Below are 19,059 nucleotides of genomic sequence, written 5' to 3' on the forward strand. Positions count from 1 at the left end.
CGGTCTTATTTGTATACTTTCAAAATACTTTCAAAGTTCTTTGAAAATATCTAAATCTTTTAAAGAGATGCTTGAAGATAGCGAGAATCGAATCGAAGATCGCACTTCGTCCAATGTTAATCCAATCGCTTGTAACACATGACTTGGCTTACTCGAACTACATGCCGAACCAGTAGAGACAGCCATCACGGGCGCAAGCTGTTTCACGAGCACTTCATTGTTAATCCCGACGAATTGAACATTAACAATACCAGGTATTTTATCAGTATGATCACTGTTGAATCGAATATTCGATCCGAATTTTTGGGATAAAAGTTGAACCAAATGCTGTTCAAGTTTTTGTAATTTTTGAATATTCTTAGACAAAGATGCCTGATGCATTTCAGCGGCTTTCCCCATTCCTACGATTAAAGGAACCGCTAACGTTCCACCGCGCACGCCTTGTTCTTGGCCACCACCGTGTATTAAGGGTGTCAACTTTCTTGGAATACCATCCTCATCCTTTTGCACATAAGCTACGCCGACACCTTTTGGACCGTTGAACTTATGCGCAGAAGCGGATAAGAAATGAACGTTCGTCAGTTCTGACAGGTTGATTTTCATCTTCCCGACGACATGTGTCGCATCGGTGTGGAAGAGTGCACCATATTGAGCAGCTAGTTCAGAAGCTCTCTGAATGTCATTTAACGACCCTAACTCGTTATTTCCCCAGATGATTGAAACGAGTGAAGTAGGGCGTTTTTTTAGTAGGGATTCTAATTCAGAGAAATTGATTCTTCCGAACTGATCAACAGATAGATACTCGACGTGAATTTTCAATTGTTCACTCAAATACTTGGCAATTTCCAAGTTAGATGAATGTTCGGCTACCGTTGTAATCACTTGATGGTTCGGTTGAGAAGAACTCACACTTTTTAAAATCCAATTGTTACTTTCTGTGGCTCCCGAAGTGAAATAGAGCTCTGTGGAAGAACAGTTAAAAAACTTACTTAACTGTTCTCGAGCCTGTTCAACAGCATTCTTGGAGTTCTCTGCGAGCGAGTAATACTTACTAGAAGGGTTTCCGAATTCTTCAAGAAAGTAGGGGAGCATCGCTTCAAGTACTTCAGGATAAACAGGTGTCGTCGAACTGTTGTCTAGGTATAGCATGTTACCCCTCCTGTAGAGCCAATAACTCTCTTAAGAATTGATTCGTACTTCTTGAGAACTGAAACATTTGATAAAGTTCTTCAGCGCCTCTAGTAATGTGCGCATTGAAATAGTCAGGAAAGTAATGCTCTTCCTCAATGTGCATATTTGCATGTTGGAGAATCATCATTTTGAACATCTCATCATGCTCACCAGTTAACGTCGCACGATTGATTTCGAAATTTGAAATCGTTTGGCCCTTAATGCTGGTTGGAGTTTGTTTGTTCTTTAGTGAAATACCCACGGCAAAACGAGCCAGTATATTTGGCGTGATATGAGTCGAGTTTGAAATCTCTTTAAAATAGAGATGAGTTTGCTCAGTTAGTTTAAGACGGTAATTCATTAGTTTTCACCTGCGCGTTTTCAAATTCAAAATACGATGGAATGACTTGTGTTTCTAAAAGCTCGTTATCAAATTGGAGACTATACTCTCTAGAAATAGACGGTTTTAGTACGTCATAGTAATCTTTACTGATTTCTGAGTCAGTAGATAGCACTAAGACCTGTTCACCGAAGTTAGGCAGCAAGTTGCGAAGAATATTATAACGATGGTCTCGGTCCAGGCGACCTAACAACGTATCGAAAATAAATGGCATCTGGTTTTCAGAAACTTTAAAGATTGCCCAAATCAATGAAAGCAATAAAATCTGTTTCTCACCAGAAGACAAAGTGGCCACAGAGATTCGAGATTGATCTTTGGATAATAAAGTCAAAGAGAAATCTTCAGGCATAATCGATAGCTTCTCAATGTAATCTTCTTTGCGCATCAATGTTTTTAACATCCGTAAAGCATTTTCTTCAACATTGCGAATGACTTTGTAGCGTTGTTGTAGTCTAAAGTCTTCGAGTAAAGCTAATGTAAGATTTGCGTTCTGCGAAAGAAGGCTCGATTTTGAAGTGATTTTCTCAATTTCTTGCTTGAGCAGGGCATTTTCTTCTACTAAATTTGAGTATTGAGCATGAAGTTCATCTTCAGTTTGAACGATGTGTTCAAAACGTTCTTTTAAGTGAAGGTGATTTACTTTTAATCGATTTAGCTCTTCAAACTGCTTCTCGAAATCGATATGATTCTCTTCTCGAATGATCAGTTTTCTTCGCAACGTTTTCAATTCGTCGATGATTTCATCATCTCGGTTGAGGTTTGACAATAAATTTTCAGATGAATTAGCATCAACAAGCGAGAGCATATTTTCTACTTTTGCTTTCGAGCTGAATGAAGCATCGTGAATGATTTCAGTAGATGGAACCGCCATTTTTAAAGCAGCATTGAATTCATTCTTTAACAAATCATGTTGAACCGTACCGCCTAAGTTGCGTGAGACATTTTTATAGAACTCATCGGAGAAGACCTTTTCTAAGTCCTCCACACTTCGCACTAATAATTCTGACTCCACTTGATCAGCAGCTTGCTTAAGTAAGTCGTGATTAATCGTAAAGGCATAATATTCACTAAAGAAGTTTGAAGTCGATTGCTTCAACGATTGACGCTCATGTTCGAGTCTTCTAATGTCATCTTTTAATTTCGCTTCTTCTTCTTTACTAATCACATCATGGGATTTTAGTGATTCAGAGAAAGAGGCGACTTCAGCTTCACTGATTTCAATTTTCTGAAGAGCTTGTGATTTTTCAATCTGATTTTTTTGAAGCTTTTGTTCGGCCTCAATCAAGTCACCCTTGATTTCATCCAAACGTTTTGATTTTTCTTTACTCAGTTTCGTTTTCGCTTCATCGCGAACAAGCGTTTCAATGGTCTCAGTTAATAAATCAGGAATTTCCAACTTGAAGGCACTTTTCATTAAGTTATCAAGGTATTCCGAAAGTTTTCCTTCGTTGATGATTTGGTTAATTGTCTCTCCGTCAAATAAAGAGACATTGAAGAGATATAATGGGGTTCGTTCCAAGAATAATGAATAGACTTGGCTTTGATCTTTTTCTGCTAATGGAAGGGTACTCCCGTCTCGATAGATATTAAAATATTCTTTAATATTCTTTGCGTCGATTCCCCAAGATCGTTCAAACAGATAGCGAGACGTTGTTTGGTTTGTAGTCGTAGTGAACGTGATTTGAATTTTTGAAATCACTTTTTTCACGTTATACCATTCACGCTGGTCTCGAATTTCGCTATTGATTAACTTTTCAATCTCACGGAAATAAGAGGGAGTTGGCGCTTTGATTCCAAACGCCTGACTCCCGTATAAACCTGTGCGGAGAGCATTCAAAAATGTCGTTTTACCTGCGCCATTTTTCCCTCCGATTAAAACAACATTTTTATTAGAATTTTGATTCGTAAAATCAAACGTTTGATTCTTATAGGCTCCAATGTTTTTCAGGACAATCGATTCAATCTTCATAGTTCTTTAAATCTCCTTGCTCTTTATACAGATTCAAATAATCTTGGCTCAATAATGCAGCAACATCTTTATTGAATCCACGCTTTACTTTTACACCTAGAAAATCATTTGCCGTCGTAAATAATTTTTGAACCATGTTGAAATCAAGACCATGCTTTTGAGAGAGTAGCTCCAAGTCATTTGCTTGATCACTCGTCAAGATTTGGCGATCGTCTTGTTCCCAATCCAAATCGACACCGAATACTTCACGATATAGTCCAGGTAACGTGTCTTTCCAATCACCCTCACGGAGCCATAGACGACGAATTGCACGTAGTTCATCGTTTTGAATCAACTTATACTCCACCGAGTTTGGAACTTTTAAGTCACGTTGTAGGATGAGCAAATCACGCATCAGTTCAATTCGAGTAGCTAACGTGAACGGTCCGAGTCCAAGATGTGAGTAAACAGCTTGCCCGTCGTCATTCGTTTCAAGAACGACAAATTGAATATTGAACTCCTCTGGTTTACTCAAATCAATATTATGTGTCGCAATGAACTGACTTAATTGACGTTTTGGAACTGCAAGAACGCTCTCGTCTGTTAAGTCCTCAATACGATCTACAACTTTATGAGAAGTGGCTGCACGACCACCTTTTTTCTTTTGAGCGATATAGATACCATCTTCTTTAATTTCGTGTGGAACTTCTAGCAAGTAGAAGGCACCATTCATCCGCTTATGCATCCGTTTCGAACGGTCGTCTCGAATAAGTACCATCTTATTACGGAATTTCAATAAAGGCTTCAACCAGTCATGTTCACCAGTTTGAATGAAACCAGTCAGCGATTTGTCTTGGTTGACGACGGTACATGTCCAACAGCCAAAGCGACTATTCCCACATGAACCGGCGCTTTCCTTAATATTCTGGTCTACGACTAAAGGACATTCGCTACTTGAGTCCATATACATCTTCTGAAGTTTGTGATGATCTTCGCCCCAAGGAGCAGGGTTTTGAAGCAGATAGCTCCATACATCGTCTAAAACGAACTCTTTGATTGGAGCAAATACATACGCATTGGCCAATGAGGTATGTCGCATCAGTTCGCTACCAGAAATTTCATGATCTTTAATTGATTGACCACGGCTCGTACTCTCAGATGAGCGGACACCAAGTACCATGATGATTTCACCATACTTCGAAACTTTATCTTTAATAAAACGGTTGGCTGGATCGATTTTTAATCGATCGGTACACCATCTAAATGTCTGGTTAGGGGTAGGGTACCCACGGCCGATAATATTCGTCCAAAAGGTCTTTTCCGTAAGCGGTTTGACCTTCTGAGTTTCAATCGGGAGATTATATTTTAACGCGGCTTCCTGCATCCGATGGAGTGATCCATTAATCATCGAGACGACGAGCGGGTTCTCGACCAATGTATCAGATGAAATGATAAATACTTTTTTGTGGAGTTGTTCTGGTGAAAGCTCCAATAGCGCTTCAAAAATAAGTTGTGTCGTCAGTGTTGAGTCTTTTCCGCCGCTGAATCCGACTACCCAGGGACGTGAGTCATTTAAATAGACTCGTTTAATCAAATCGATAGAGCGTCTAGAGACCGTGTCTCCTTCATGCTGAGTAAATAAATTACTAATAATACCTTGTGTCATAAATCATCATCCTCTCGTGCCAAAACAGTTATATAACGTTCATGCTGGATTTTTGTTGGTCGAAGTCTTTCTCTTCTTTAGTAAGTTCGATGCCAAGTAAAGATTTGATGCGAATGGCAGTTAAACGAATCGTATAGTTATTCTTTAATATTCTTCCATTCTCATTAAAAGCACGACCTTTCCAATCCTTCTCATTCGATCGACTCCAATCGATGTCTTTGAATTTTGAAAGATATGCAGTCCATGTATCAGGTTTCTGTTCGATCAATGCACGAGCTACTTCTGCTGCAGCCTCGATGAATAGACCTTGACCGGCAATTGAAATCATACGGAGATCACGGGGAGAGATTTCTTTATTAAACACCTGCTCCCATTCATGAATACTATTGCATAGAGTCATCCAAAACGTTTTAATGTTCAATGCGTCTTCTTCAGTTAGAAGCGCACCTTTTTTCTTGTTGATTAAGCGCTTATTCGCATTGTAAATATGATTCAATGCCAATAGTTTTGGTGAATTTTTAGACAGCGAAGTCTTTTCCATTTCTGTATAGCGTTTTAAAAGCGGGATTTCTTCGACAAGTTCCTTTGTCAAAAGTGACAATTGGTCCCGGTGATCATATAAAATTCCAATCGAAGACGTAGTGTTCACGGCATGACGGTTCAAATCCGAGAAAATCTGTTGAGAACGTTCTAATCCTTCATCATGGAAAAAGACGACCGAAATCGTTTCATTACCTAACTCAGGCATAATCTTCAAAGCTTCTTCAATGGCGGCTCGTCGATGTTGACCGTCATTGATTAAAAAGCGTGAATCTAGCGCGATAGAGAGTTTTCCTAAATCTTTAAAATTTGGCTCATCTGAAAAGGGAGTAAATTGAATCTCACCATCAATAGATGCAGTCAAAGAAGAAAAGACATAATCCTTTGATTGATCTACAATATAATTTGTAATTTCAGGAACTCGAGATTTATTCAATATACGTTGCGAACGGTATTGTGGAGGAACTTCTTCCTCATCAAATAAAAAGATTTTTGGAATCAATTTTAAGGGGCACATTACGACGAAGTATTCTTTTTCGGCTTGATGGCCTCGTAAAGCAGGGAAGTTATAACTGAAATTAGGATCCATAGCCAATCTCCTTTAAAATAAATTACGTACGTAATTTAAAGAAAGTACAATGTTTTATTAGGTAAAGTTTATCATATGATTCTTTTCAAAAATAGCGGAAAGCTCAATTAAATTAGAATTTATAGTAAGAAAAATCTCAGCGATAATTCGCTGAGATCATGCAGTCAATAGTTTAATTAAAAACTCTTCTTCAAAAATGGCATCGTCTGATTCAAGTAAAGAAGCAATATGTGCTACCCCCAATTCAATGAACTTCTTCATATAATCTCGGATTATTTTTTCGTTCTCAATCTCTTTTTGGAGTTCATTAATGATGAGGTGTTTTGCGAGCAGGTAGTCATTGCCGTTAATGATCGAACCCATGTCCCATGCTCCAGAACTTAGTTCAGAAGGGAGGTCGGATGTGACAGAGTAGTTTTCGATTCCATGCATCAAACTAAGCTTAACTATAAATGGTCTCGGATCTTTCGGTACATAGTGCTCCAAATGACTAATGATGTTGTCGATTCTGTCTTTACTTACTTTTGATAGCTTAATTCCTTTTGAGTCCATAATCTTATCCTTTCACTAGTTCGAAGTAACCTTCACGAATCAGTGTATATTTCTCTTTTTGGTTATAGTCCAACATGATTTGCTTAGACGTGTATTCTTTCATCAGCTCCACATACTCAGGTGTAATCTCGGTATCTGTCGAAAGAATAACGACCTGCTTACTAAGGTGCTTATAAAAATGTTCAACTAAGTTTTTACGGTGATAGCTGTCCAAACGGCCGAGCGGGGTGTCGATGATCATCGGTAAGTCCAAATCGGCTGCTTTAATCATTCCCCAAATAAATGCAGAAGAAATGATTTGCATCTCGCCGGCGGAACGTTCCTCAACGGAAATTTCAGCACCGCGCTCATTCTCGATTCGAATCATCATCTTATGACGATCGACGAAAGCACGACCAAACTCATCTTGCTTTCGCATGAGTCTATTGAGCATTTTATCGAATTCGCGACTGATCAAATCAATTTTCCAGCCTAAAACTTTTTCTGAGTATTTATCGATGGCTTCTTTGATTTTACCGTAGATCTGAACGTCATCTGCCAACTCAACAGCATTTGAAGCTGTAGATTTAGTTCCTTTTAACTTGGCTTCCAACGAACGAATCTCTTGGACGCACTCTTGTTCTTTCTTCTTGATATTCATATGAATGCTCTTCGTTTTTCCAAGCACTTCGGTAATTTCTTGAATTTTTTTATCTTCTTCTTCAACACTGATTGCCGAAGGGGCTAAATCAATTTTTTGTTGTAATGAATCAATAGAGTGCTTAATGTTGTTTGCCTTCTTAATCAGCTCAACAATTTGTTGCTTAACAGAAGAAGCATTAACACCCATGATAAATCTGCGATCCTTCGGTGAAATGTCATGCCAAGTCTGTTGATTCTCTACTCCTGTCGTAGCCTTATAGTTCTCCTTTGATAACCAAATTGTTTTTCCGATTTCTTCAACTTGATGTAATTGGTCTTCAGTCAAAGGCGGATTGATTGGTTCTGAGAGAAGTTTTGACATAAATTGATGATAAGGGGTCAAGATTTGTTCAACTCTTTGCTGGTCAGAAACATATTGTTGTTCTACATTTAACCGTTTCTTTAAAGCATCAATTTTTTTAGGAGCAAAGGACGGAATTCCTTGCTCGCTAAACAGTTTTGAGATTTGATCCATGATTTGCGCATGCTGAGCTGTTAACGAACTCATCGTTGAGATAAACTTCTCTCGTGATTCGTTGTTTTGCATTTGTTTCTCATTACGAAGCTTCTTGAATTGATCAAGTTGCTTGTTATATGTTGAAACACGTCCTTCAGCTTTGATTCTTTTTTCCGTCAGTTCACTTAATTGGTCTTTTAATTCAGAGATTTTTTTGTTGAATTTTAATAGCTCGGTGCTTTTTTGAGCAGTGGCCAACTCATTGACTTTTCGTGAATAGATTTTGTCCAAATCACCTTTAAGTTCGTTAAAGTATGACATCCCATTCATTCGTCGGATTGTTGCTTTAAAGTCTGCTGAATTACGTGACGAAATAATCCGTCGAATCTCTTCACCATCAAAGATTAAGAATTGCGAAGCTTCAAATGGAATCAATTTATCGATTGTTCGGTTGAAGTCGTCAACATTGTGTGGACCGATTTGTTCGTTCCGTTTAGGGCGAGCCGCGCCAATGGTGCGCTTGCTAAATGTTTTATTTTCATTTACAACTTGTTTCTTACTATTGTATTGCCACACGACTTTAATTTCGTAGTGGTGACCATCTCCGGGTTCAAACACTAGAGACGCACTGGCTTCACGTCCACCTTGTTCAAAGAACGAATTATTAATGGTGTTCGTGAACTGTTGTTGGAATTCAGAATCAGTCATTCCTCGTTTTCCGTAGAGTAGGTATCTTACGGCCTTTAAAATCGTGGTCTTCCCGGCACCATTCAAGCCACCGATGAGAATGATGTTTTTATCCTCAGAATGTGTATCGAAATTAATTGTTTGTGAATTTAAGTATGTTTTGTAATTATTTAATTGAATACGTACTAGCTTTAACCCTGACCTTTTTCCAGATGAAGTAGGGTGGGTTAACGAATTCCCTTTTTTTATTAGGTATTTTAGTTCTTCTTCTAATTCTTTTTGGCGTTTGGTAGGGGATGTTGCTTCACCGTAATAATTGGCCTTTGAAGTAGTGAGAACGTTTTGAAGTAGGTTAGGAGATAGGTCATGTTGAGCAGAGACTTCTTTTAGAATTTCTTGCTCATTCTCATAAAACTTGTGGTTCATAGTAAAATCCTTTCTAGAAAATAGTATGTTGGGACTATATTGTTATTATAAAGGAAAATAACCTAAAAACCTGTAACTTTTTTAGAAAGGGTTTGGATAAATAAACCATGTAATGACTATATACATAGTAAGGAGAGATTACATTGAAAAGAATGTTACTTCGCAAAATCCAATTCGCCCTCCAGCATCATGGCGGGACGGCTTCATTGAAAGAAATCAACGCATATATCGAGCGGTCATACTATCAACTCGAGCTCGATCGGTATAAAGACTGGAAGGCTCACGTCAATAAACAGATTCGGGCCCATTCAAGTGATTCGGCCAGCTTCGCGGGGAAAGAAGACTTGTTTTATTCCACAGGAAATAAGGGTATCTGGGGCCTTCGCCAATCGAATAACTAACCGAAAGCGGAACCATTTCAGTTGGTTCCGCTTTCAATGTTTACAAAACATCACACCCCCTTGTCACAGAATGTTCAATCCTGTAAACTTCGAAACAGTGTGAAAAAAATGTATAAGGGGTTTATCCATGGAAATCGTTCAGCAATTATCGCAAGTACAATTACTCAACCAATTCTGGTTGCTCATGGCCTTCGTCATCCCAATGGTCATTTTATCGCGGATGGTCGTGGCCGGTTCACGGTTCTCACCAATCCTCGTCATCGTCATCTTCGGTCTCGGACTTGGCTTCGCCATGGTCGAGATGGGCATCGCGACACCGGGTCTCCCTGAGTTCCCGCTCGTCGACTTCATGTCACGGACGACGATCATCGCGCTCGTCGTATCGTTCTTCGTCGGTGGACAAGAACTTCGCAAGATTTTAAGCAAGCAAGAGCTCGACATGAAAGACATCGTCGTGCCATCGAAAGAAGAGATGTTCCTCGGAACAGGACGGACACAGTTCATCTTCATCCTCCGTTCATTCTTCTTGCTCGTCGGTCTCGAAGGGTTCTTCCGCATGATGATTCAACCGGGCGCGGCAGAGGGCATCATGCTCTATTACCCGATCCTCGCGTTGATCGGTCTCGCGGCATCGTTCCTCTTGATCGACCACAAGGCTCAAATCGACGATAAGAATGTATACATGCGTAAAGGCGTCATCGAGACAGTCTTGATGCTCGTCATCTTGTTCGTGTCGTACGGCATCGCCGTGGCGGTTCAACCGATTATCGCGCTGCCGCAAATCTTCTTCGCCATGTTGCTTTCGTCAGCACTCGGTGCCATCTTCCACAACTGGACGTATGGACCGACCGTCCGTGCGCTTCTGTTCGCCGGAATCCCGGTCGTCTTGGCCGCCAACTTCATGGTCGGTGGCTCGCGAATCGGTGATGCGTTCGCCATCGAAGGCATGAACTCGATTCTCGTGTACGGTTTCTTCGGTCAGTTGTTCTGGATGTTCGGTGGGATTGCGCTCCTCATGTGGTTCGCCCGCACAGGACACATCCGCAACCTCGCACCAGGTATGGCCGGCTCGCTCTCGCACAGTGGTCTCACAGGCGCATGTACGGCCGGTGACTTCGGTCAAGTGGCCGCGAAACGTGCCCCAATCATGATCAACATCCCGTTCTTCGGTCACATCTTCGTGTTCTCGATTTTGGCAGTCAGTGCCGACAATGGGGCGCTCTGGATTTGGCCGACGGCGATCATCGTCTTGGTCGGTCTCACGTTGACGGCGCTCTCGCTCAAAAACTTGCGCGGTGCCAACGGCGAAGACTTCAAAGAAGTGAAGGCGCTCATGCAGTTCTCGTTCGGTTGGCAGATGATGGCGGTCTTCGGTGGACTCGTCCTTCTTACGTTCAGCACGATCGCGTTCGACTACACGACGATGGCTCAATCGTCAGCCATCTCGCACTTCGGTCTCTTCGCAGCCGTCCAAGGTGGCATGTTCGGGACGGAAGCGTCGCTTCTTATCCCGCTCATCTTCTCGATGCCGTTCCTCGTCCACCCGCTCGTGTTCTACATGTTCGGGAAGGCGCTCGATAACAACGGTGAAATGCCGCGCGTACCAGTTTACGCGATGGCGCTAATCGGTGTCGTTGGAGTCTCGTTCGCAGTTCTCGGCGTATAACAAACAGCCGCTTCTACCAATGCGTAGAAGCGGTTTTTTTTGTGCTTATTTTTCTGCGAACGGCCGCCACTTTGGGTCTTTGACGTCGTGCCCGTTCGGAGTCCGGACAAATTTGAGCGAACCTCGATCGCATGCGCCAAAATGAATGTAGTTCTGTTGCGCTTGTCGGAGCGACACCGTATTGGCACCACCCTCATAATCTGGATCGCTGAACTGAGCACCGTCGTCTTCCCAGAAACAGATGCCGCAAATGTCATACGTGCCGGGTGGTTCTTCGTTAAGTGTTTGATAGCCGCAACAAGGGCATGTGTATGTCATCGAACATCACCTCACTTTTCAGTATAGCGCACGCCGCATACAAAAAAACGGCCGACACGAGGTCGACCGCTTCAAGCTCACAACAACATGGATAACAGCGTCAAAATCGCCAATCCACCTTGTGTGAGGATGATCTTTTTGTTGCTCGTGATACTGCCGTACAACGCGACGAGCACGATATAGATGAGAAGCATCGTGACGATCTCAATCGACTGGCTGACGAACAGACCGTACAGCAAGCCGACGCCGATCAACCCGTTATAGACGCCTTGGTTCTTGAACAGCACCGATACGGAGTCGCGTGCGAGCTCTTGTTCCGTCATGTTGAAGACACGGGCCGTCGTTCTCGAACGCGTGGCAAACGTCTCTAAATACATAATGTAGAAGAACTCGATGGCGACGAGTGTTCCGAGGACGAGGGTGAGCCCGGACACGTTAGTTGGCCGTCGCGACTTCCGTCACATGGAGCACTGGTTTCGCCGTCACGTAGTTGCCTACGTTTTGGGCGAACGCGATGAGGTCCGGGTTTTGGTTGTGTTGTTCGACGGCCGCTTGGTCGGCCCAGTTCTCAATCATGACGAAGCGGTTCTCCGACGTCGTCGATTGGAACAGTTCATAGCTCAAGCAACCGGCTTCTTGTTTCGACGAGTCGATAAGCTTGTTGATGTCGGCCAAGAAGTTGTCAAACTCTGTTTCTTTCACGTCGAAAATGGCATTGATTAAGATCATGTGGGTATCCTCCGATTATTTGAATGATGTGATTTTTTCAGCGTCGAGACGTACCGATTGGTAGCCTTCTTCTGCAGCTTTACCGACCGAGAGGATCATGACCGGCACGTAACGGTCTTTATCTAAACCGAACGCTTCCGCGAGTTGGTCTTTCTCGAAACCGCCGATTGGGTTCGTGTCGTAACCGTGAGCGCGGGCGACGAGCATGAACTGCATCGCAGCGAGACTCGAGTCGATTTTGACGATGTCGTTCATCTCTTGTGTCGACAAGTTCTTGTAGTATGGGAGGATGGCAGCGAGCTGTTGGTCGCGCACTTCTTGAGGCATTTTACCTTCCGCGACAGCTTGATCGTAAATCTCTTCACCGAGCTCGTAGCATTCCATGTCGCCGAAGATGAGGACCATCGCAGCCGACGTGTCGTTTTGACGGACGTTGAAGCGGATGAGCGGCTTGAGCGCTTCTTTCGCCTCTGGGCTCTCGACGACGACGAAGCGCCACGGTTGCATGTTGACTGAAGAAGGGGCTGTTGTCGCTTCCTCGATCATTTGAAGCATTTCAAGTTGTGAGATTTTGACGTTCTCGTCGTAGACGCGGATCGATTTGCGACCGAGCATCACGTCAGTGAATGTGTTGTTTTCGAATGTAGTTGCCATGGATATTACCTCTTTCTCTCTTGTTATAGTTGGTTAAGCTTTTGCAGCAGACTCGACAGCTGATTGATTTCTGACTCGGACAGCACTTTCGTGATCAAATGCTTGCTGCGGTCGTGGTCTTGTTCACAGCTCGTCAAGTCATGTTTGGCTTCGTCGGTCAAATGGACGAACACTTCACGATGGTTCGCGGTGTTCCGTTCCCGGCGGACGTAGCCTTTTTCTTCAAGGATCTTCAAATGGCGGGTGATGGCCGCATTGTCAATTTTCATCGCCTGCTGAATCTCGCTTTGCGAACAGACGCCCTTGTCATGCACAATCATGAGCATTTCGTAGCGGGTCAGGCTGAAGCCCGTCTCTTTCTCGAACGAGGTCGCGACGCGTTGGTCCGCCAGTTTGATTTGGTACAGCAGTCGGCTGATATCTCGTAATTCCATCTGTGGTGTCTCACCCCTCTCATTTGATAAGTCAATTGTTGACTCGTCAAATGTAAAACATTCACGCTGTGCTGTAAAGGAGATTGCTCACAAAAAAACCATCCGCTCGTGCGAATGGTGATCAGTCTTCATATTTGGTGCCATCGAAGTGGTAGTCATGGATGAACGTCGTCTCGTCGAAGCCATACAGTCGATCATGGCGATTCAAGTCCTCGATTGTCTGAATCTCATGCATCGCCGGTTCGCCGGGGAACGAGTCGTGTGAGACATTCATGTAGCGTTCTTTGAAGTCGTCATCCTCATACGGTGTCCCGTCGAATGAGAAATGAATCGAGTAGACGTCATCTTCCAAAGCTCGTATCACGCCGAGCATCCGTTGTTTCTGCGCATCGGTGTTGGACCACTTCTCGTGGAACATGATGGACACGTCCAAGAACTCTTTTGACTCGACGTCGAAGACGGACGTCGGGGTAGGGCGTACGGTCGTCGCAACATCCTCATCCACACCGGTCGGTACACTCGCGCGGACCGTTTCCGCCTCCGTCAACAAGTCGAGTTGCTCGAGACGCTCCTTGAACGTGTCTTCGGCTTCTTGCTGCCAGACATGTTCGAGCACGTTGTCATGGATCGTTTGATCAGTCTGATACGTCTCAGCCCAATAGTCACCTTCGAGTATCGGATCGGTCAGGGTGAATTCGGCCGCATAGCCGCCCATCTTCCAGTCGCGCTTGAGCGTGACCTCGACGTCTTCTCCATATGTATCTTCAATATAGGTCGCGTATCGTTCTTCCTCGTCTTGTTTTGCGTAAGTCGACCATGTCGTGCCAAGCGCGGTCACGGCGACAGCGGTTGCGACTAACCATCGTTTTCTCATTTCTGATTCACCTCTCTACCAATGTACCTGAAATGGAAGTGTACTACCTCGGTCCAAAGTCGTATTCAATTTATTCCCAAATGCCTGTAAACTGAAAGTGCCCTTTAAGAACTATTGTATTTACGTGTACTAATACATATAATACACTTATACCACGTACACAAGAGAGGGTGTGACCCATGTTATATAAAATTGATATGAAAAGCGCGGAACCTTTGTATGAACAAATCGTCAATCAGACGAAGGCACTCGTCATCCGCGGGATTTTACGGCCGGGCGACAAAGTCATGTCGGTGCGCGAACTTGCGACCGACCTCGTCATCAATCCGAACACGGTCAGTAAGGCGTATCAGGAACTCGAGCGGCTCGGATTGCTCGAGATGCACCGCGGGCGGGGGACGTTCGTCTCCGAGGACTGGATCGACCAGGACTCACCGCGCGCCCCAATTCTAGAGGCGATCAAGAAGCTCGCCATCGATTGCCATTACGCGAACATCGCGCTCACTGAAGCGCTGACGCTATTTGAGACAGAGTATAAGAAAGTAGGGGAGAACCATGCTGACAGTCCAGCAACTGAGTAAGAAAATCGATCGACAGCAAGTGCTAGATGATATCGATTTCACCGTCGGCGCAGGAGAAATCATCGCCCTCGTCGGACGGAACGGGGCCGGCAAGACGACGCTCCTCCGGACGATGGTCGGCATCATCCGACCGGACACGGGCGACGTCCGCTACGGTCCATCGAGCATCTTTGAAAAAGCAGAGTTAAAGCGTGACGTCATCTTCGTCCCAGATTCGGCCGACGCGCTTAAGCATTACACAGTCAACGAGGCGGCAGCGCTCTACGAATCGATTTATCCGACGTTCAACCGTTCAACCTTTAGAGAGACGCTCACACGATATAACATCGACAACAAGAAGATTCGCCAGCTCTCGAAAGGGCAGAAGGCGATGGTGACGCTGTCGCTCGCGTTCGCCGTCCAAGCAAAATATTATCTGCTCGATGAACCGACGGACGGACTCGACGTCGTCGCCAAATCCGACGTCTTGAAGCTGATGATCGCCCAAGTCGAGGCACGCAACTGTTCGATTATCGTCTCGAGCCATCAGTTGCATGAGCTCGAACGAATCGCCGACCGCATCATCATGATCGAGAAAGGACGCGTCAAAGCGATCATGTCGCTCGAGGAGGCGCGAGAGACGAGCGTCAAACTGCAAGTCGTCTTCAACGATCAAGTACCGGTCGAGCTGCTTGAGCGCAAGGACATCGAAATCATCAATGTGACCGGACGCGTCGCCTTGTTCATGGCGAAAGAACGGACGAAAGAACTCGATACGTTCGTCGATGCACACGACCCGATGCTCGTCGAAGAAATCCCAATGTCGCTCGAAGACATTTTCCGGGTCCAATTAGGAGGTGAGGCAAGTGTCTTTTAAAATCTTATTAAAGAAAGATTGGAAACAAGTATCGATTTTATGGCTGTTGCTCGTTTTTCTCGGAGTGATTGCCTTCACGGTACCAGTTTGGTCACAGATGCAATACTTTGACCAGGAACTTCGTAACATTCAAGAAAATCCAGGTGAATATGCCGATTGGATCGATGGGGATTCGTCTGATTTGTCCGTCCAAGACTTTTTTAACGAAAATAATGGAACAGGCTATTGGATTGGTGACTTACAATCGCTCATTCCTATGGGTGGGGTATTGTTTTTATTCGTTATTTTTGGTGCTCTCATGGCATCCGTCTTGATTGGTGCAGAACGGAACAGTCAAATGTCCGATTTCACGATGTCTCTCCCGTTCACAAGGAACCAGCTTTACATATCGAAATGGTTAATTGGGACGGTAGGGATTATTGTGTCGTCTGTGCTCGGTGGGACGCTCATGATAATGATGATTCGCTTCTCGGACTACGCTTTTTTGATGGAAGGAAGCACGAATCGAGTCATCGCGCTCGTCGTGCTTATGATGCTTAGTGGTATCTCTTTCTTCTCAGCTGCTCTATGGATGGGATCGTTCGGAGGAGAATCGATTTCTCAAGTAATTTGGACGTTCATTGCGTTAATCTTCCCAATTGGTTTGATTGCGCTCGTACAAGGATCCGTCTATGCGTTCTCGCAACAGTATGATTCTAGGTATGCATTCTTCGACGATTTATTCCAGAGTACGTTCTTACGTGTTTTATCGCCATTCTCGAACTTGGCAAACGTAGACATGTATCAATACTTTACGAACCAAGCTGAATGGCAGAAATTCTTAGCAATTGCGCCATGGAGCGCACTAGCTTTCATCGCATTATCATTCGGGCTGGGCATTTGGATGTTCAACCGAGCACCGCAAGAAAACAACGGACGATTTTTTATGTTCTCGAATTGGCTATGGCTGATCCACATCATCATGGTTCTCTGTTTCGCCATGTTAGGAGGAATCATTCTCTCAGCATTCTCGATGCAGTCAGGTTTTGCACTATACATCGTCGGCTTCCTAATTGGCGGCTTCATCGCCCACTTGCTTGCGAAACGTCTGCTCTATCGCTTGAACTTGAAACTAAAATCTTGATAGGAGGATTCTCATGAAACGGCTCATTCTGCTCGTCGTCTTGCTCATCGTGCTCGCTGGATGCGGGGACACCGAACGATCGAACGCTTTCCAATACAAAGGGTCTTACGTCGGGGACAACAGCGCCGTCGCCGGCATCGCCCAGACGTTGCCGATGCACGACTGCTACAAGTCGATCGAGCTGCAGACGAAAAAACGTCCTTACGGGCTGACGATTCGTTACAGTGATCCTGAGATTGAACGGATCGAACAGGAGCGGCTCGCGATTCGGAATGCGGCGACGTACTTCACACTCGTGCAAAATACGGAGATTGTCCGCTTCGCTTTCCCGAACCGGACATATTCGTTCTCGCGTCCGGAGATGGAGGCGTGGCTCGACATCGACTTCTCGACGATCAAGTGGGAAAAAGAGTTAAAGGATCACTTAGACGAGAAAATCAGCAACCAAGAGCAGACCGAAGCCTATTTCAAGAGAATCTGAACGTGTGCGGAAACTTTCATCCGCACACGTTTTTTCGATATTTTCTGAAAATTATCGGGTAAAGGGTAGATGAAAGCGTTTTCTTGGCATTATAATAGAGTTAACTGAATGACTATTCATTCCAAGGAGGAGAATCAATGAACAAACCGTGGTTGCAAGATTATCCAGTTGACATGCCAGAAACGATTGATTACGAGGTGAAGCCGCTCTATGAGGCGCTATCCCGGGCCGCTTCCGATTATCCGGACCGGACCGCCGTCTCTTTCATCGGCAAAGAGTTGACGTTCGCCGAGGTCGATGACGCGGCGAAGCGACTCGCGACGATGCTCCAATCGAAAGGCCTGCAAAAAGGGGACCGCGTCAGCCTGATGCTCCCGAACTGTCCGCAATACGTCATTTCATTCTACGCCGTCTTGTACGCTGGTGGAACGGTCGTCCAGACGAACCCGCTCTACACCGAGCATGAGCTCGAGAATTTGATCACCGACTCAGGTGCGAACATCCTCATCACGCTCGACCTCCTCTATCCGAAATCGCTTCGTGTGAAACAGAAGACGGACATTAAGACGATCATCACGACGAGCATCGCCGACTATCTTCCGTTCCCGAAGAACAAGCTGTACCCGATCAAAGTGAAACGTGAGAACAACATCGTCATCGACACGACAGGTTCGGTCGCATTCAAAGACTATAAGAACTTCGGGCCGATCACCCCGATCGCAATCGATCCGAAAGCGGATGTCGCTGTCTTGCAATATACGGGCGGGACAACGGGGTTGCCAAAAGGCGTCATGCTGTCCCACTTCAACTTGACGGCGAACGTCGACCAAATCTCGAACTTCTTCTATAGATATAGCCGAGGCGACCTAAAGCGTGTCTTGAGCGTCGTCCCGTTCTTCCACGTCTACGGGATGACATGCTGTCTGAACTTCGGGATGGCGAACGGATATGAGCTCGTCCTCGTCCCGCGCTTTGACGTCACCGACGTCTTGAAGACGATCCACAAGAAGAAGCCACACTTCTTCCCAGGTGCACCGACGATGTATGTCGGCATCCTCAACGACCCGAAATCGAAGAAATATGACCTGTCGTCAATCGAGGCGTGTATCTCCGGGTCGGCGCCGCTCCCGGTCGAAGTGCAGGAGCAGTTCGAGAGCATCACGGGCGGTCGCATCGTCGAAGGGTACGGGTTATCGGAGACGTCACCGGTCACGCACGCGAACTTCTTATGGGATAAACGGATCGTCGGCTCAATCGGGGTGCCGTTGTCGGACACTTCTGCTAAGATTGTAAAGGCAGACGGAGAGACGCTGGCCGATATCGGCGAGATTGGGGAAATCATGCTGCACGGCCCGCAAGTGATGAAAGGGTACTGGCAGAAGCCGGAAGACACGGCGGCCGTCTTGAAAGACGGCTGGCTCGCGACGGGTGACCTCGGCTATATGGGCGAGGACGGCTTCTTCTATATCGTCGACCGGAAGAAAGATATGATTATCGCCGGTGGCTTCAACGTCTATCCGCGTGAAATCGAAGAAGTGCTTTACGAACATCCGGCCGTCAAGGAAGCGGTCTGTATCGGCGTGCCGGATCCGTATCGCGGCGAGACAGTCAAGGCGTTCATCGTGATGCGGGACGGGGCCAGCGTGACGGAAGAAGAGCTTGACAAGCACTGCCGCGAGAAGCTTGCCGCGTATAAAGTGCCGAAGTTATATGAGTTCCGGGAAGAGTTGCCGAAGACGTTCGTCGGTAAGATTTTGCGCCGCATCCTCGTCGACGAAGAGAAGGCGAAACAAGTAAAACAAAGCAGTTGACACAACGGTGTCACA

The 19,059-nt window shown here is 45.1% G+C and carries 20 protein-coding genes; 7 read left to right on the top strand and 13 right to left on the bottom strand.

The genetic code is table 11. The annotated features are described in order from the left end of the window. Positions 1–30: 30 nt before the first annotated feature. The 7 genes from KNP74_RS05365 to dndD (KNP74_RS05395) form a co-directional block, all read right to left on the bottom strand. Positions 31–1,149: a cysteine desulfurase family protein gene (locus KNP74_RS05365; protein WP_214763748.1), complete on the bottom strand. Its 1,119-nt coding sequence runs from the start codon at positions 1,147–1,149 to the stop codon at positions 31–33. Position 1,150: 1 nt separating this feature from the next. Next, entirely contained in the window at positions 1,151–1,531 is a 381-nt protein-coding gene (locus KNP74_RS05370; RefSeq protein ID WP_214763750.1) for a DndE family protein, read from the bottom strand. Then, positions 1,515–3,539, bottom strand: coding sequence for a DNA sulfur modification protein DndD (gene dndD, locus KNP74_RS05375; protein WP_214763751.1), 2,025 nt, complete (start codon positions 3,537–3,539; stop codon positions 1,515–1,517). Before dndD (KNP74_RS05375) ends, KNP74_RS05370 begins: the two co-directional genes overlap by 17 nt. Next, positions 3,529–5,184 carry a DNA phosphorothioation system sulfurtransferase DndC gene (gene dndC / locus KNP74_RS05380; protein ID WP_214763752.1) on the bottom strand — a complete coding sequence of 552 codons (1,656 nt, stop codon included), beginning with the start codon at positions 5,182–5,184 and terminating at the stop codon, positions 3,529–3,531. Before dndC ends, dndD (KNP74_RS05375) begins: the two co-directional genes overlap by 11 nt. Before the next feature lie 28 nt (positions 5,185–5,212). Continuing rightward, positions 5,213–6,313 (bottom strand): DNA sulfur modification protein DndB, encoded by a 1,101-nt coding sequence (gene dndB, locus KNP74_RS05385; RefSeq protein ID WP_214763754.1) that lies wholly within the window; start codon positions 6,311–6,313, stop codon positions 5,213–5,215. A 156-nt stretch (positions 6,314–6,469) separates the two neighbouring features. After that, entirely contained in the window at positions 6,470–6,865 is a 396-nt protein-coding gene (locus KNP74_RS05390) for a hypothetical protein (RefSeq protein ID WP_214763756.1), read from the bottom strand. A 4-nt stretch (positions 6,866–6,869) separates the two neighbouring features. Further along, complete coding sequence (gene dndD, locus KNP74_RS05395; protein ID WP_214763757.1) at positions 6,870–9,116, bottom strand: DNA sulfur modification protein DndD; 2,247 nt, start codon at positions 9,114–9,116, stop codon at positions 6,870–6,872. Positions 9,117–9,268: 152 nt separating this feature from the next. On the opposite strand from dndD (KNP74_RS05395), the gene KNP74_RS05400 reads away from it, so the two are divergent. Together KNP74_RS05400 and KNP74_RS05405 are read left to right on the top strand one after the other, a co-directional pair. Then, complete coding sequence (locus KNP74_RS05400; RefSeq protein WP_251130115.1) at positions 9,269–9,517, top strand: hypothetical protein; 249 nt, start codon at positions 9,269–9,271, stop codon at positions 9,515–9,517. A gap of 127 nt (positions 9,518–9,644) precedes the next feature. Continuing rightward, positions 9,645–11,183 carry a hypothetical protein gene (locus tag KNP74_RS05405; RefSeq protein WP_214763760.1) on the top strand — a complete coding sequence of 513 codons (1,539 nt, stop codon included), beginning with the start codon at positions 9,645–9,647 and terminating at the stop codon, positions 11,181–11,183. Positions 11,184–11,228: 45 nt separating this feature from the next. Here the strand turns inward: KNP74_RS05405 and KNP74_RS05410 are convergent, their stop codons facing one another. The 6 genes from KNP74_RS05410 to KNP74_RS05435 form a co-directional block, all read right to left on the bottom strand. Continuing rightward, positions 11,229–11,501, bottom strand: coding sequence for a CPCC family cysteine-rich protein (locus KNP74_RS05410; protein ID WP_214763762.1), 273 nt, complete (start codon positions 11,499–11,501; stop codon positions 11,229–11,231). Between the two features lie 77 nt (positions 11,502–11,578). Further along, positions 11,579–11,935, bottom strand: coding sequence for a DUF1304 domain-containing protein (locus tag KNP74_RS05415; RefSeq protein ID WP_214763764.1), 357 nt, complete (start codon positions 11,933–11,935; stop codon positions 11,579–11,581). A gap of 1 nt (position 11,936) precedes the next feature. Next, positions 11,937–12,230: a putative quinol monooxygenase gene (locus KNP74_RS05420; protein WP_021066808.1), complete on the bottom strand. Its 294-nt coding sequence runs from the start codon at positions 12,228–12,230 to the stop codon at positions 11,937–11,939. Between the two features lie 15 nt (positions 12,231–12,245). Continuing rightward, entirely contained in the window at positions 12,246–12,884 is a 639-nt protein-coding gene (locus KNP74_RS05425) for a nitroreductase family protein (protein ID WP_214763765.1), read from the bottom strand. A 23-nt stretch (positions 12,885–12,907) separates the two neighbouring features. Beyond that, positions 12,908–13,318 (bottom strand): MarR family winged helix-turn-helix transcriptional regulator, encoded by a 411-nt coding sequence (locus KNP74_RS05430; RefSeq protein ID WP_021066810.1) that lies wholly within the window; start codon positions 13,316–13,318, stop codon positions 12,908–12,910. 121 nt (positions 13,319–13,439) lie between these two features. Then, positions 13,440–14,192 carry a hypothetical protein gene (locus tag KNP74_RS05435; RefSeq protein ID WP_214763766.1) on the bottom strand — a complete coding sequence of 251 codons (753 nt, stop codon included), beginning with the start codon at positions 14,190–14,192 and terminating at the stop codon, positions 13,440–13,442. 179 nt (positions 14,193–14,371) lie between these two features. Between KNP74_RS05435 and KNP74_RS05440 the strand changes: the two genes are divergently transcribed. From KNP74_RS05440 to KNP74_RS05460, 5 genes are all read left to right on the top strand, one after another. Further along, complete coding sequence (locus tag KNP74_RS05440) at positions 14,372–14,773, top strand: GntR family transcriptional regulator (protein WP_034776753.1); 402 nt, start codon at positions 14,372–14,374, stop codon at positions 14,771–14,773. Beyond that, positions 14,748–15,629 carry an ABC transporter ATP-binding protein gene (locus KNP74_RS05445; protein ID WP_214752485.1) on the top strand — a complete coding sequence of 294 codons (882 nt, stop codon included), beginning with the start codon at positions 14,748–14,750 and terminating at the stop codon, positions 15,627–15,629. The genes KNP74_RS05440 and KNP74_RS05445 overlap by 26 nt, the downstream gene beginning before the upstream one ends. After that, positions 15,619–16,752, top strand: a complete 1,134-nt coding sequence (locus KNP74_RS05450; RefSeq protein ID WP_214763767.1) for an ABC transporter permease subunit — start codon at positions 15,619–15,621, stop codon at positions 16,750–16,752. Before KNP74_RS05445 ends, KNP74_RS05450 begins: the two co-directional genes overlap by 11 nt. A 13-nt stretch (positions 16,753–16,765) precedes the next feature. Beyond that, positions 16,766–17,233 carry a DUF4825 domain-containing protein gene (locus KNP74_RS05455; RefSeq protein WP_214763768.1) on the top strand — a complete coding sequence of 156 codons (468 nt, stop codon included), beginning with the start codon at positions 16,766–16,768 and terminating at the stop codon, positions 17,231–17,233. Between the two features lie 137 nt (positions 17,234–17,370). Then, positions 17,371–19,044, top strand: a complete 1,674-nt coding sequence (locus KNP74_RS05460) for an AMP-binding protein (protein WP_214763770.1) — start codon at positions 17,371–17,373, stop codon at positions 19,042–19,044. Positions 19,045–19,059: the final 15 nt, after the last annotated feature.

It is taken from the genome of Exiguobacterium sp. s141 (assembly GCF_018618085.1).
Taxonomy (GTDB): Bacteria; Bacillota; Bacilli; order Exiguobacteriales; family Exiguobacteriaceae; genus Exiguobacterium; species Exiguobacterium mexicanum_A.

Excerpts from the sequence above, each read along its gene's own strand:
- KNP74_RS05365 (WP_214763748.1), bottom strand. The coding sequence starts at position 1,149 with ATGCTATACCTAGACAACAGTTCGACGACACCTGTTTATCCTGAAGTA.
- KNP74_RS05370 (WP_214763750.1), bottom strand. The coding sequence starts at position 1,531 with ATGAATTACCGTCTTAAACTAACTGAGCAAACTCATCTCTATTTTAAA.
- dndD (WP_214763751.1), bottom strand. The coding sequence starts at position 3,539 with ATGAAGATTGAATCGATTGTCCTGAAAAACATTGGAGCCTATAAGAAT.
- dndC (WP_214763752.1), bottom strand. The coding sequence starts at position 5,184 with ATGACACAAGGTATTATTAGTAATTTATTTACTCAGCATGAAGGAGAC.
- dndB (WP_214763754.1), bottom strand. The coding sequence starts at position 6,313 with ATGGATCCTAATTTCAGTTATAACTTCCCTGCTTTACGAGGCCATCAA.
- KNP74_RS05390 (WP_214763756.1), bottom strand. The coding sequence starts at position 6,865 with ATGGACTCAAAAGGAATTAAGCTATCAAAAGTAAGTAAAGACAGAATC.
- dndD (WP_214763757.1), bottom strand. The coding sequence starts at position 9,116 with ATGAACCACAAGTTTTATGAGAATGAGCAAGAAATTCTAAAAGAAGTC.
- KNP74_RS05400 (WP_251130115.1), top strand. The coding sequence starts at position 9,269 with ATGTTACTTCGCAAAATCCAATTCGCCCTCCAGCATCATGGCGGGACG.
- KNP74_RS05405 (WP_214763760.1), top strand. The coding sequence starts at position 9,645 with ATGGAAATCGTTCAGCAATTATCGCAAGTACAATTACTCAACCAATTC.
- KNP74_RS05410 (WP_214763762.1), bottom strand. The coding sequence starts at position 11,501 with ATGACATACACATGCCCTTGTTGCGGCTATCAAACACTTAACGAAGAA.
- KNP74_RS05420 (WP_021066808.1), bottom strand. The coding sequence starts at position 12,230 with ATGATCTTAATCAATGCCATTTTCGACGTGAAAGAAACAGAGTTTGAC.
- KNP74_RS05425 (WP_214763765.1), bottom strand. The coding sequence starts at position 12,884 with ATGGCAACTACATTCGAAAACAACACATTCACTGACGTGATGCTCGGT.
- KNP74_RS05430 (WP_021066810.1), bottom strand. The coding sequence starts at position 13,318 with ATGGAATTACGAGATATCAGCCGACTGCTGTACCAAATCAAACTGGCG.
- KNP74_RS05435 (WP_214763766.1), bottom strand. The coding sequence starts at position 14,192 with ATGAGAAAACGATGGTTAGTCGCAACCGCTGTCGCCGTGACCGCGCTT.
- KNP74_RS05440 (WP_034776753.1), top strand. The coding sequence starts at position 14,372 with ATGTTATATAAAATTGATATGAAAAGCGCGGAACCTTTGTATGAACAA.
- KNP74_RS05445 (WP_214752485.1), top strand. The coding sequence starts at position 14,748 with ATGCTGACAGTCCAGCAACTGAGTAAGAAAATCGATCGACAGCAAGTG.
- KNP74_RS05455 (WP_214763768.1), top strand. The coding sequence starts at position 16,766 with ATGAAACGGCTCATTCTGCTCGTCGTCTTGCTCATCGTGCTCGCTGGA.
- KNP74_RS05460 (WP_214763770.1), top strand. The coding sequence starts at position 17,371 with ATGAACAAACCGTGGTTGCAAGATTATCCAGTTGACATGCCAGAAACG.